Raw genomic sequence first — 12920 nt, forward strand, 5'->3', positions numbered from 1 at the left:
GGGGGGCCGCGCGCCCGCCAACACCACGAAAACCCACAACCCCACGCCCGCGAAATCCCCCCTCCCCCCGAGCCCCCCCGCGGGCCGGGGGGGGGGGGGGGGGGGGGCCCCCCTCGCCGGCGACGCCGAGCAGCGGGCCATGGCCCTGATCGAGGCGGGGGTCGACGTGATCATCGTCGATACCGCCCACGGCCACTCGCGCGGGGTCTGCGACATGGTCGCCAAGATCAAGGCCAACGGCCGGGTCGACGTCATCGCGGGCAACGTCGCCACGCGGGCGGGCGCCCAGGCGCTCGTCGACGCCGGTGCCGACGCCGTCAAGGTCGGGGTGGGCCCCGGCTCCATCTGCACCACCCGCGTCGTGGCCGGAGTCGGCGCGCCGCAGGTCACGGCCATCCACGAGGCGTCGCTGGCCTGCGCCCCCGCCGGGGTCCCGGTGATCGGCGACGGCGGCCTTCAATACTCCGGCGACATCGTCAAGGCCCTCACGGCCGGGGCGAACACCGTGATGCTGGGCTCGCTGCTGGCCGGCTGCGAGGAGTCGCCCGGTGAGCTGATCTTCATCAACGGCAAGCAGTTCAAGTCCTACCGTGGCATGGGCTCGCTCGGCGCGGTGCGCAACCGCGAGCGCGGCGGTTCCTACAGCAAGGACCGCTACTCCCAGGAGGGCGTCACCAGCGAGGACAAGTTCATCCCCGAGGGCATCGAGGGCCAGGTGCCCTACCGCGGCCCGGTGGCCGCCGTGGCCCACCAGCTCGTCGGCGGCCTGCGCCAGGGCATGTGGTACACCGGTTCCCGCACCATCGACGAGCTCCATGAGAACGGCATGCTGATGCCGATCACCTCCGCCGGTCTCAAGGAGAGCCACCCCCACGACATCCAGATGACGGTCGAGGCACCCAACTACCACGGCCGCTGAGGTCGCGGCCGGGCATCGTCCGGCGGCGACATCACGGCCTGCGCGGGTAAGGACCTACGAGCGAAGCGGCTTCTCCGAGCGACGGGAACGACAAGAGAATGACTCAGGTAGAGATCGGGCGCGGCAAGAGCGGGCGCCGGGGCTACGCGCTGGACGAGATCGGCATCGTGCCGTCCCGACGCACCCGCGACCCGGAGGAGGTCTCGATCGCCTGGCAGATCGACGCCTACCGGTTCGACCTGCCCGTGGTGGTGAGCCCCATGGACAGCGTCGTCTCGCCCAAGACGGCGATCGACATCGGGCGTCTCGGCGGCCTCGGCGTGCTCGACCTCGAAGGGCTCTGGACCCGCTACGACGACCCGGCGTCGCTGCTGTCGGAGGTCGCCGAGCTGCGGGGGGAGGCCGCCACCAGGCGGCTCCAGGAGATCTACTCCGCGCCGATCAGCGACGAGCTCATCGGGCGCCGCATCGAGGAGATCAGGTCCGCCGGTGTGACGACCGCCGCGCGGCTGTCGCCCCAGCGCACCGCGCAGCACTACAAGGCCGTGATCGACGCCGGGGTCGACATCTTCGTCATCCGGGGCACCACGGTCTCGGCCGAGCACGTCTCGGGCCGGGCCGAGCCGCTCAACCTGAAGCAGTTCATCTACGAGCTCGACGTCCCCGTCATCGTCGGCGGCTGCGCCACCTACACCGCGGCGCTCCACCTGATGCGCACCGGCGCCGCGGGTGTCCTGGTGGGCTTCGGCGGTGGTTCCGGTCACACCACGCGCACGGTGCTTGGCGTGGCGGTGCCGATGGCGACCGCGATCGGCGATGTCGCCGCCGCCCGCCGCGACTACCTCGACGAGTCCGGCGGCCGCTATGTCCACGTGATCGCCGACGGCGGCATGACCAGCTCCGGTGACATCGCCAAGGCCATCGCCTGCGGTTCCGACGCCGTCATGGTCGGCTCCCCGCTGGCCCGCGCCGCCGAGGCTCCGGGGCGCGGTCACCACTGGGGCTCCGAGGCCCACCACGGCGAGCTGCCGCGAGGCGCCCGCGTGGAGGTCGGCACGATCGGCACCATGGAGCAGATCCTCCACGGCCCGTCCAGCGTCGCCGACGGCTCGATGAACCTCATGGGCGCGCTGCGGCGCACGATGGCCACTGCCGGCTACTCCGACCTCAAGGAGTTCCAGCGCGTGGAGGTCGTCGTAGCCCCCCACGTCCACTGACGCGGGCCCTTCCCCCGCCGGACCACCGAGGGAAGGGGCCGTCCTCCCGTCCACCTGCCCGGCTCTTGCGTGGCGTCGATCTCCCCGGCGACCAGGTCGGGTTGCCGGAGACTTGGTACGGCGTTCGGGCCCGCCAGGAGCCGCGCCGCGTCCAGCGTGACCGTGAGAGTTACGGTGCCGCCCCGTCGTGCCGGGTCATGGCGAGGTGAGCCAGGTGCCGCGGCGCATGACGCCGTGGAGGGTGAGGTCGTCGTCGAGCACCACGAGGTCGGCGTCCTTGCCGACGGAGATCGAGCCGGTGCGGCCGTCCACGCCGAGGACGCGGGCGGGAGTGAGCGACGCCATCTCGGAGGCCTCGGACACCGAAAGGCCGACCTCCTGGACCGCGCGCCGGAAGGCCACGTCCATGGTCAGGGTGCTGCCCGCGATGGTGCCGCCCTCCACGAGCCTGGCGGCGCCGTCCGACACCTCCACCTCCATGGAGCCGAGCCGGTAGGTGCCGTCGCCCATGCCGGCGGCGGCCATCGCGTCGGTGATCAGCGCCGTACGGCTCGCGCCCGCGACCGTGCCCGCCAGCCTCATCATCGCCGGGTGCACGTGCACCCCGTCGTTGATCAGCTCGATCGTCACCCGCTCGTCCTCCAGCAGCGCGGCCATCGGCCCGGGCTCGCGGTGGTGCAGCGGGGGCAGGGCGTTGTAGAGGTGGGTGGCCACCGTGCAGCCCGCCTCGATGCCCGCGATGGCCTGCTCGTACGTCGCGTCGCTGTGGCCGAGGGCCGCGATGACGCCCTCGGACACGGCGGCGTGGATGGTGTCGAGGCCGCCGCGCAGCTCGGGGGCGATGGTCAGCATCCGCACGTGCCCGCGTCCGGCCTTCAGCAGGTCCGACAGCTCGCCGGCGGAGGGGTCGCGAAGCAGCGTGGGATCGTGCGCGCCGCAGCGTGACCGGGCGATGTAGGGCCCTTCGAAGTGGATCCCGGCCAGCACCCCGTCGTCGCACAGGTCGGCCAGGGCGGCGGTGGCCCGAGCGAGGTCCGCGAGCGACGCGGTGACCAGGCTCGCCATGATCGTCGTGGTGCCGTGCCCGGCGTGGAAGGCCGCGATTCGCCGCGCCTCTTCCTGGTCGCCGGAGGGGAAGGAACCCCCGGCTCCGCCGTGGGTGTGGATGTCGACGAAGCCGGGGACGACGTACCGCCCGGCCAGGCTGTGCCCGTCGCGGGGGGCCTGGCCCTGCCCGATGTGGGTGAAGCGGCCGTCCTCGATGGTGATCCAGCCCTCGTGCACACCGTCGGGGGTCACGACGCGGGCGTCGGCGAGTGTGATGCTCATGAGGACAGGATCACAGATCGGGTCAGGTGAAGCGGCTGGTCGGGGTCCAGTCCCTGGGCGTGCGCGCGTGCCACCGCGACCCGCTGGACCCGTACCAGCTCGGCCATCGGGTCGGCGTCGCGAGTGACGAAGGTGCCGCCCGCCTTCCGTACGTCGTCGGCCAGGCCCTCGGGGGCGGTGCCGAGCATCCAGGTGACGCGCCCGGGCCCGGCGATGCTGATCGGGCCGTGGCGGTACTCCATGGCCGGGTACGCCTCGGTCCACGAGCGCGAGGCCTCCCGCATCTTCAGCGCCGCCTCCTGCGCGAGCCCGCAGGTCCAGCCCCGGCCGAGGAAGGAGAACTGCTCGGCGTCGACGAGTTCGGCGGGAACCGGCTCGGAGACCGCCTGCTCGACGTCGGCGATGGCCCCGGTGAGGTCCTCGCCGAGGTGGGCGCGGAGCAGGGCGAGCTGCGTGGTGGCGAAGCGCGTCTGGACGACGGACTTCTCGTCGGCGAAGCCGAGCACGACGACCTCGTCCGCGAGCGTCATGACGGGGGTGTTCGGGTCGGCGGTGATGGCCGTGGTCCTCGTGCCGTCGAGCCGGCGCAGGAGCTCCAGCACCTCGGTGGTGGTGCCGGATCGGGTCAGCGCGAGCACCCTGTCGTACGGCCGGCCCGGCGCGCCGCCGTCCGACCGGCCGAGCGGGGCCTCGGACGCGGCGAACGCGTCGGTCTCGCCGTGCCCGGCCGCCTCGCGCAGGACGGCATAGGCCTGCGCGATGAACCAGGAGGTGCCGCAGCCGACGACGGCGACCCGCTCGCCGGACCGGGGAAGGGCCGCGGTCCCGGCCAGTTCCGCCGCGCGGCCCCAGCAGTCCGGCTGAGAGGCGATCTCGGTCTCGGTGTGCGTCGTCACGGGCCGGTTCCTCCCATTTGATTTGTTCTGCACTTTTTATAGCACTAATAAGCACGATTGTGCATCAGGTGCCGGGTATCCGGGTGTGCGAGTCGGGTCTTGTGCCACGCTTTGGGACCATGAGCCGGTATGAACGCTGGAATGCCGTGCTGGAGTTGCTGGCCCAGCACGGGCGCCTGACGGTCGAGGAGGCCGCGGAGACCCTTGAGGTCTCGACGGCGACGATCCGGCGCGACTTCGACGAGCTGTCCCAGCAGCAGATGCTCATGCGCACGCGTGGTGGCGCGGTCGCCCAGAGCGTGAGCTACGACCTCCCCCTTCGTTACAAGACGGCCAGGCACGCCGGAGAGAAACACCGCATCGCCGAGGCCGCGGCCGAGCTCGTCTCGCCGGGGGCCGTCGTCGGCATGAACGGCGGCACGACGACCTCCGAGGTCGCGAGGACGCTCGCCCTGCGGGCGGAGCCGGGCGCCAGGCTCACCGTCGTGACCAACGCGCTCAACATCGCCTCGGAGCTGACCGTGCGGCAGAACGTCAAGCTCGTCGTCACGGGCGGGGTCGCGAGGCCGCAGTCGTACGAGCTGATCGGCCCGCTCTCCTCCGGGGTGCTGGAGCAGGTGACGCTGGACATCGCGTTCCTCGGGGTCGACGGCATCGACGCGGAGGCGGGCGCGTCCGCGCACCACGAGGGTGAGGCCAGCGTGAACAACCAGCTGATCGGCCGGGCCGCCCGGGTCGTGGCCGTCGCCGACGCCTCCAAGGCCGGCCGCCGGGCCTTCGCGAAGATCTGTTCCATCGACCGCATCGACGTGCTGATCACCGACGCCGGGCTCTCCGACGCCGCCGCCGAGGCGTTCACGGAGGCCGGCGTCGAGGTGGTGCGGGTCTGACGAGGGCTGGGAAAAGACGCGGGCCCCGTCCGAAGAGCGTGATCGCCGATTCCCGGGGTATCCGCAGGAGGGTCCTCGCGCGCCGGGTGAAGATCTACGCTTCGGGGCGCCGGAGAAGATCTACCCGCGGCGAGCGGGTGACCGGAGTGACGGGAGAGGGCGACGTGGTAGCGGACGACTCATGAGTCGCCCGCTGTGAGGAGGCTCATCCCCGGCGAGGTCCGCTCACGGCATGCAGGTATCTACTCGCGGGTAGAAATAGGACACAACGCGACAAGCCGCACCCCAGGGGGATCGCAATGACAGCGCACACAGCCAGCGGGGTCGAGCCGGGCGAGACCGGCCCGGAGCCCCGGCCCAGCGAGACCGGCGACGTCACCCCGGACGGTGCCGAGAAGGCCCGGATGCCCGGTACCGGGCACGGCGACGCCGAGGCTCCACGAGATGGTGTGAGTATGGACGTCGAGCATGTGAGCGTGAACGCCGGGCATGGCCACGGTGCGGTCGGTCGGGATGGTGGGGCTGTGGACGGTCAGCGCGGTGACGGACAGGTCCAGTGGGATGGCGCTGATGTGCAGTCCCGGGGCGGCGGGATCTACTCGGCCCGCATAGGCCCGGCGGAGCGATCGGCGGCCCTCGCGCGCATGGCCGACCCCGACCAGGAGCTCGACGTCATCGTGGTCGGTGGCGGTGTCGTCGGTTCCGGCGTCGCGCTGGACGCCGTGACCCGCGGGCTCTCCGTCGGTCTGGTCGAGGCGCGTGACTTCGCCTCCGGCACCTCCTCCCGGTCCTCCAAGCTGATCCACGGCGGCCTGCGTTACCTGGAGCAGCTCAACTTCGACCTCGTGCGCGAGGCGTTGCAGGAGCGGGCGCTGCTCCTCCAGCGCATCGCCCCGCACCTGGTGCGTCCGGTGCCGTTCCTGTTCCCGCTCACCCACCACATCTGGGAGCGGCCGTACGTGGGCGCTGGCCTGACGATGTACGACTCGCTCGGCTTCTCGACCGGCCTGTCCCGAGGCGTGCCGGGCCACCGCCACCTGTCGCGCCGCCGGGCCCTGCGGCTCGCCCCGGCGCTGCGCAGGTCGTCGCTCACCGGCGCCGTGCAGTACTGGGACGCCCAGGTGGACGACGCGCGGCACGTCACCACGATGCTGCGCACCGCCGCCGCGTACGGCGCGCAGATCGCGTCGCGTACCAAGGTCGTCAGCTTCCTGCGCGAGGGCGAGCGGGTGACCGGGGTGCGGGTGCGTGACCTGGAGACCGGCACCGAGTTCGACGTCCGCGCCCGGCAGGTGGTCAACGCGACCGGCGTATGGACCGACGAGATCCAGGAGATGGTCGGCGGGCGCGGCCAGATCCACGTGCGCGCGTCCAAGGGCGTCCACCTCGTGGTCCCGCGCGACCGGATCCACTCGCTCACCGGAATCATCCTTCGCACCGAAAAATCGGTGCTTTTCGTGATCCCGTGGGGACGGCACTGGATCATCGGCACCACCGACACCCAGTGGGAGCTGGACAAGGCCCACCCGGCCGCCTCCCGCCAGGACATCGACTACGTGCTCGACCACATCAACGCGGTGCTCTCGGTGCCGCTGACCCGTGACGACGTCGAGGGCGTGTACGCCGGGCTGCGCCCGCTGCTGGCCGGGGAGTCGGAGGAGACCTCCAAGCTGTCGCGGGAGCACGTCGTCACCCATCCGGTGCCCGGCCTCGTCATGATCGCGGGCGGGAAGTACACGACGTACCGCGTCATGGCCAAGGACGCGGTGGACGCGGTCGCGCACGGGCTCGACCAGCGCGTGCCGGCGTCCTGCACCGACAAGATCCCGCTCGTGGGCGCCGAGGGCTACCAGGCGCTGTGGAACTCCCGTCACCGCCTGGCGCGTGCCTCGGGTCTCCACGTCGCCCGCATCGAGCATCTGCTGCAGAGGTACGGCTCGCTGATCGACGAGGTGCTGGCGCTGATCGAGCGCGATCCTTCGCTGGCGCGCCCGCTGACGGGTGCCGACGACTACCTCAGGGCCGAGATCGTCTACGCGGCCACCCACGAGGGCGCCCGCCATCTCAACGACGCGCTCACCCGCCGCACGCGCATCTCCATCGAGACCTTCCACCGGGGCACCGCCGTGGCGGAGGAGGCGGCCGAGCTGATGGCCGGGCCGCTCGGATGGGACGCCGAGCAGGTCAAGCGCGAGGTCGAGTACTACACCAAGCGCGTGGAGGCCGAGCGGGCGTCGCAGGAGCAGGACACCGACCAGGAGGCCGACGCCATCCGCCTCGGCGCCCCCGAGATCGTCCCCTCGGGAGAGCCGGAGACCAAGCGCGTCTGAGCCGAGTGTGCCCTGGGCCGCGCGCCCCCGTCCCGTCATATCGGGACAGGGACGTGCGGCCCGGCACTCCCGGGCCGTACTGCGCGATACGGCCCGGAAGCATGTCGGCCGGATGGACCTCAGGCGGTGAAGGGGATCCAGCCCTCGTCGGCCAGGGTCTTCGCGTCGCTGGCCTTGAGCCCCATGTCCGAGACCGTCCACAGGGTGTCGCCGATGACCAGGCAGCGCCTGATCATCGCGTCGGGCGGCATCGGCTCGCCGGAGTTCTTCGGCTTCGGGTGGGTGATCAGCCCGGTCTTCGTGATCGCGCCGTCCGCGACCTTCAGCACCAGCGCGGCCGTCTGGCTGTCCTGTGCCTGAACGCCCCAGGTGCTGAGGGGCAGCACGGCGAGCCCGGAAGCGGGCCAGTACAGGAACGCGTGCGGATCCCACTCGGCCTCCGAACCGGAGTCCTTCTGGTGGTACTGCGACAGCCGGGCGGGCTTGGCCGGGTCGCTGACGTCGAACAGCGAGACCTGGGCTCCGAGGGTGCGGCCCTTGTCGCTCGCCTCCTGCCCGATGCCGATCAGCCGCCCGTCGCCGGCCGGGTGGAGGTAGGCGGAGTACCCGGTGATCTTCAGCTCGCCGGTGACCTTGGGCCGCGACGGGTCACGCAGGTCCAGCGTGTAGAGCGGGTCCACCTGCTTGAACGTCACGACGTACCCCACGGGGCCGATGAAGCGCACCGAGTAGATCCGCTCGCCGTTGCCCAGGCCGGTGATCTCGCCGGTCCTGGAAAGCGTGCCGGCGTCGAGCACGTAGACCCCGCTCGAACTCCTGGCCGATGCCACCCCGTCGTCGCCGAACGAGGTGGTGGCCACCCGGAGGTTCCCCTCGTAGTCCGACAGGGAGTACTGGTTGAGCAGGCGCCCGGGGACCACCCCGGAGGCGACGTACCTGGGAGCTCCCGCGGCCGTGATGTCGAACCGGTGCACCTCTGTCTGCTCCGGCGGCGCCTTGAACTGCGGGGTGCTCCCGGCGCTCGGCGATCCCGTGGTGCCCGTCGGCGTCGCCGTCACCGTAGCCGTGACCGTCGCGGTCGCCGTGGGTTCGGGCAGCAGCGTGGGCATCGACGGGTCGTCACTCGGCTCGACCTTCTCGGCCGGGGGCGAGCTCGGCGGGTCCTTCGGGGCGATGACCGTGCTGGAGGGGGACGCCTCCGCGTTCCCGGGGGAGGGTTCCGAGCTCGCGGCGGGCGTCTCCGGCCGCGAGACGTCGTCCACCACGCGCCGCATCCACCAGCGGGGATTGCTGGTGACGTAGAGGCTGGTGGGGGTGGCGTAGACGGTGTCACCGTCGGCGGCCACGCTGATCGGGTCGTCGGCGTCGAGCCCGGCGCGCAGGTCGATCGTGTGCACGGTCAGCATCGAGGTGCCGGTGTACTCCTCCGGGTGGCTGACCCGCTCGCACTTCACCTTCTCCGTTCGGGGGGCGCCGTCGGGCCCGGCGACCTCGTACTTCGGGAGCCAGGCGTCGATCGGCGCGGCCCGTACGACGTCCTGGTTGCGCTTGGTCAGGCTCGCCTCGGGCTCGTCCGGGCGCGCCTCGGGGAAGGTGATGTCGGGCTGCGACCTGACCACGATCCGCACGGACGAGCCGGTCATGCGGGCGTCCACGTGGCTCCCGGACGGGGTGATCGATCCGAGGACCTTCAGGTCCTTGAGGTCGACCAGCACGTACTTCGGGCCCACGAACGCGGGTCGCTTGGCCATGGCGCCCATCGGGACGGCGCCGCCCTGGGAGAAGAGCACGAGCGCGCGGTCGCCGTCGACCAGCAGGTCGCCGGGTGACCAGCCCTGATCGGCCGGCATGAGCCGCAGCGTGCCGGTGACCTTCTTCGACGGCACATCGATCACGCGGAGCAGGCCCCGGCCGTAGGTGATGATCCGCTTGCCGTCGGTCTTCACCAGGTCCGGCTCGTCGACGCCCGCCTCGTTGACGTTCGTCGTCGAGTAGGTGGGCCCGGACGACCGCGCCTCGGACTTGGCCATGGCGTCGTCCGCCCCGCCGGTGGCGAAGAAGATCATGTTCCCGCCGAGGCCGTACGGCCCGACGTTCTCCGCCGTGGCCTCGCGCAGGCCCGCCAGCATGTCGTCACAGCCGGTGTACGAGACGAGCTTTATATTGCCCAATGCCACGGGTTCCCCGGCTTTGGGCGCCGTACCGCTCCCGCCGTTCGTGCAGGCAGCCGCCACTAGCCCTACGGCGAGCGCGACGGCCGCAGCCGTACCGAGTGAAGTCCTCATGTCCCTACGACGCATATCGGGATGGCGCGGTTCAGGATCGCGAGCCGCCGTCCGAGGGGGATCTTGGGCGGCGTCCCGGCGGCGGTGGTCGCCGATAGACTGTGGGGACCGCGGCGTCTTTTGGGGGGTCTTTTCGGTGTCTGAGTTCGACACGGTGCTTGTCGTCGATTTCGGCGCGCAGTACGCGCAGCTGATCGCGCGGCGGGTCCGTGAGTGCCATGTGTACTCCGAGATCGTTCCCTCGACCATGCCCGTGCGCGAGATGCTGGCCAAGAACCCGAAGGCGATCATCCTGTCCGGCGGCCCCTCCTCGGTGTACGCCGAGGGTGCCCCGGCGGCCCCCGAAGGGCTGTTCGAGACCGGCGTGCCGACCTTCGGCATCTGCTACGGCTTCCAGGAGATGGCCCGGGTCCTCGGCGGCCAGGTCGCCCAGACCGGCATCGCCGAGTACGGCGGCACGCCGCTGACCGTGGGGAGCGAGGGTGTGCTCTTCGCCGGGCTCCCCTTGGCCCAGTCGGTCTGGATGTCCCACGGCGACAGCGTCGCCGCGGCTCCGCAGGGCTTCGCGGTCACCGCGTGGACCAAGGACACCCCGGTCGCGGCCATGGAGTCCCCCGAGAGGGGGCTGTACGGCGTGCAGTTCCACCCCGAGGTGCTGCACTCCGAGCACGGCCAGGCCGTGATGAAGCACTTCCTCGACGCGGCGGGCTGCCGCCCCACCTGGACCATGCTCAATATCGTCGAGGACGCCATCGAGGCCGTGCGCGAGCAGGTCGGGCCCGAGGGGCGGGCGATCTGCGGGCTGTCCGGCGGTGTCGACTCCGCGGTGGCCGCCGCGATCGTCCAGCGGGCCATCGGCGACCGGCTCACCTGTGTCTTCGTCGACCACGGGCTTCTCCGCAAGGGCGAGGCCGAGCAGGTCGAGCGCGATTTCGTCGCGGCCACGGGCGTGAAGCTCCGGGTCGTGGACGCCGCCGAGCGGTTCCTGAAGGCCCTGTCCGGGGTGTCCGACCCCGAGGAGAAGCGCAAGATCATCGGCCGCGAGTTCATCCGGGTCTTCGAGGACGAGCAGCGCGCCATCCTGGCCGACGGCCCCGTCGACTTCCTCGTCCAGGGCACCCTGTACCCCGACGTCGTGGAGTCGGGCGGCGGCACGGGCACGGCCAACATCAAGTCCCACCACAACGTGGGCGGCCTGCCAGACGACCTGAAGTTCTCCCTGGTCGAGCCCCTGCGCACCCTGTTCAAGGACGAGGTCCGCCGGGCGGGCGAGGAGCTCGGCCTGCCTTCGGCGATGGTCTGGCGCCAGCCGTTCCCGGGCCCCGGGCTCGGCATCCGCATCGTCGGTGAGGTCACCTACGACCGGCTGGCCATCCTGCGCGAGGCCGACGCCATCGCCCGCGAGGAGCTGTCCCGCGCCGGTCTCGACCGCGACATCTGGCAGTGCCCGGTCGTGCTGCTCGCCGACGTGCGCTCGGTCGGCGTCCAGGGCGACGGCCGCACGTACGGCCACCCGGTCGTGCTGAGGCCGGTGACCAGCGAGGACGCCATGACGGCCGACTGGTCCCGCGTTCCCTACGACGTGCTGGCCCGCATCTCCACGCGCATCACCAACGAGGTCCGCGAGATCAACCGCGTCGTCCTCGATGTGACCAGCAAGCCCCCGGGCACCATCGAATGGGAGTGACCGGGCTACCGCTATTGTCGCTTATACCTACATAGCCCTACAAAAAGGGCAAATGGCGTAAATAGTCGGGTTGACGGTTTGTTGGGTGCTGGGCCGGTAAGTTCTGTCAAATGCCTACGGCTCAGCCGCGTACCGGAACGGCCCCCACTTCCGCGGATTCTCCGGGGCGAAGACTCGCCTGGCTGGACGCGATTCGCGGCGTGGGCTCGACGGCCGTGTTGCTGGAGCACATGTTCTACCGGTTCCTGCCGGGGTTGCGGCCGCACTGGTTCAACCTCGGCATGTACGGCGTGCTCGTGTTCTTCCTGGTCAGTGGATACATCATTCCCGCGTCGCTGGAACGCCGGGGTGATGTGCGGTCGTTCTGGGTGGGCAGGTTCTTCCGGCTCTACCCGCTCTATCTGCTGGTCATCGGGCTCGTGCTCGCCATGAGCCCGCTCGTGCCGCTCCGCCCGGCGGTCGTGCCCGATCTGTCCACCGCCGCCGCGCACGCCACCATGCTCGTCGACGTGGTCGGGTCGGCCGGCGTCGCCGACACCATGTGGACGCTCTCGTACGAGATGGTCTTCTACCTCCTGATCACGGCGCTGTTCGTCGCGGGGGTCCACCGGCGCAGCGGGATGTGGGCCGTGACGTTCGCCGTCGCCGCGCTCGCCCTCGGGGTGCTGCTCGCGGCTCCCGTCCTCGCGCGCGGCCCGGCTGGCTTCGTCGCGCTCGGCGTCCTCGTCGCGGGGCTGGCCTGCGTGGTCACCGATTCCGGCAGGGTGCGCGCGGCCGGTGCGCTCCTGCTCGGCGGCCTGGCCGTGACGCTCCTGCTCCTCGGCAGCCGTACGCCCTGGCTGGGGGCCGCGATCCTCGCGGTGATGTTCACCGGGACCGTGCTCCACCGCTGGGAGCGGGGACAGATCTCCGGCCTCCGTACGGTCGCGGTGGTGACCGTCCTGCTGGGGATCATCCCCTTCTTCGCCTTCAGGTACGGCTGGTGGGGGTACCCGCGCGTGTGGATCACCACGCTGGTGCTGGCCGGAGCGACCTTCGCGATCGGCATGGCCCTGCGGAACCGGACGGTGCCGCGCGTGCTGGTCTGGCTGGGCGTGATCAGCTACTCGGTCTACCTGCTGCACCATCCGCTGCTGAAGCTCTTCGTGACCCTGTTCGGTGATCCCCGGGAGCGACCTTTGGTCACGCAGGCGCTGCTGGCCGTCGCGTTCGTCGCCGTGGTGCTGTGCTGCGGGTGGCTCGGCTACCGCCTCGTCGAACGCCCCATGCAGCGCCTGGGCCGCCGCCTGGCACGCTCCGTGCCGGCCACCCGCTTGCCATGAAGCGGCCCGCCTCAGGATCAAGGGAAATGCCGGACGGATGAGGTG

Annotated in this window: 8 protein-coding genes and 1 pseudogene; 6 read left to right on the forward strand and 3 right to left on the reverse strand. The window is 71.2% G+C overall.

Going from position 1 to position 12920, the window contains the following annotated elements; translation table 11 throughout:
• Nucleotides 1-121 precede the first annotated feature (121 nt).
• Both AB0O34_RS14675 and AB0O34_RS14680 read left to right on the forward strand, forming a co-directional pair.
• Nucleotides 122-919 (forward strand): annotated as a pseudogene (locus AB0O34_RS14675) (IMP dehydrogenase); the annotation flags it as partial.
• 98 nt (nucleotides 920-1017) lie between these two features.
• A complete protein-coding gene (locus AB0O34_RS14680) occupies nucleotides 1018-2136 on the forward strand; it encodes a GuaB3 family IMP dehydrogenase-related protein (RefSeq protein WP_363915856.1) in 1119 nt (372 codons plus the stop codon).
• A gap of 195 nt (nucleotides 2137-2331) precedes the next feature.
• Here AB0O34_RS14680 and nagA read toward each other — a convergent pair whose 3' ends face one another.
• Both nagA and AB0O34_RS14690 read right to left on the reverse strand, forming a co-directional pair.
• The gene (gene nagA / locus AB0O34_RS14685; RefSeq protein ID WP_363915857.1) at nucleotides 2332-3465 is read right to left on the reverse strand and encodes an N-acetylglucosamine-6-phosphate deacetylase; all 1134 of its coding nucleotides are present in this window, start codon (nucleotides 3463-3465) and stop codon (nucleotides 2332-2334) included.
• Nucleotides 3462-4361: a sugar isomerase gene (locus AB0O34_RS14690; protein WP_363915858.1), complete on the reverse strand. Its 900-nt coding sequence runs from the start codon at nucleotides 4359-4361 to the stop codon at nucleotides 3462-3464. The genes nagA and AB0O34_RS14690 overlap by 4 nt, the downstream gene beginning before the upstream one ends.
• A gap of 119 nt (nucleotides 4362-4480) precedes the next feature.
• Here AB0O34_RS14690 and AB0O34_RS14695 point away from each other — a divergent pair, with 119 nt between their 5' ends.
• Nucleotides 4481-5251 (forward strand): DeoR/GlpR family DNA-binding transcription regulator, encoded by a 771-nt coding sequence (locus AB0O34_RS14695; RefSeq protein WP_363915859.1) that lies wholly within the window; start codon nucleotides 4481-4483, stop codon nucleotides 5249-5251.
• A gap of 644 nt (nucleotides 5252-5895) precedes the next feature.
• Complete coding sequence (gene glpD, locus AB0O34_RS14700) at nucleotides 5896-7581, forward strand: glycerol-3-phosphate dehydrogenase (protein WP_363915908.1); 1686 nt, start codon at nucleotides 5896-5898, stop codon at nucleotides 7579-7581.
• A 119-nt stretch (nucleotides 7582-7700) separates the two neighbouring features.
• Here glpD and AB0O34_RS14705 read toward each other — a convergent pair whose 3' ends face one another.
• Nucleotides 7701-9758 (reverse strand): beta-propeller domain-containing protein, encoded by a 2058-nt coding sequence (locus AB0O34_RS14705; RefSeq protein WP_363915860.1) that lies wholly within the window; start codon nucleotides 9756-9758, stop codon nucleotides 7701-7703.
• A 244-nt stretch (nucleotides 9759-10002) separates the two neighbouring features.
• On the opposite strand from AB0O34_RS14705, the gene guaA reads away from it, so the two are divergent.
• Together guaA and AB0O34_RS14715 are read left to right on the forward strand one after the other, a co-directional pair.
• Nucleotides 10003-11553, forward strand: a complete 1551-nt coding sequence (gene guaA / locus AB0O34_RS14710) for a glutamine-hydrolyzing GMP synthase (protein ID WP_363915861.1) — start codon at nucleotides 10003-10005, stop codon at nucleotides 11551-11553.
• 110 nt (nucleotides 11554-11663) lie between these two features.
• The gene (locus tag AB0O34_RS14715) at nucleotides 11664-12875 is read left to right on the forward strand and encodes an acyltransferase (protein WP_363915862.1); all 1212 of its coding nucleotides are present in this window, start codon (nucleotides 11664-11666) and stop codon (nucleotides 12873-12875) included.
• Nucleotides 12876-12920: the final 45 nt, after the last annotated feature.

The sequence above is a fragment of the Sphaerisporangium sp. NPDC088356 genome (genome assembly GCF_040685555.1).
Lineage (GTDB): Bacteria > Actinomycetota > Actinomycetes > Streptosporangiales > Streptosporangiaceae > Sphaerisporangium.

What these genes read in the sequence shown, in the direction of transcription:
- AB0O34_RS14680 (WP_363915856.1), top strand. Translation starts at nt 1,018, where the DNA reads ATGACTCAGGTAGAGATCGGGCGCGGCAAGAGCGGGCGCCGGGGCTAC.
- nagA (WP_363915857.1), bottom strand. Translation starts at nt 3,465, where the DNA reads ATGAGCATCACACTCGCCGACGCCCGCGTCGTGACCCCCGACGGTGTG.
- AB0O34_RS14695 (WP_363915859.1), top strand. Translation starts at nt 4,481, where the DNA reads ATGAGCCGGTATGAACGCTGGAATGCCGTGCTGGAGTTGCTGGCCCAG.
- glpD (WP_363915908.1), top strand. Translation starts at nt 5,896, where the DNA reads ATGGCCGACCCCGACCAGGAGCTCGACGTCATCGTGGTCGGTGGCGGT.
- AB0O34_RS14715 (WP_363915862.1), top strand. Translation starts at nt 11,664, where the DNA reads ATGCCTACGGCTCAGCCGCGTACCGGAACGGCCCCCACTTCCGCGGAT.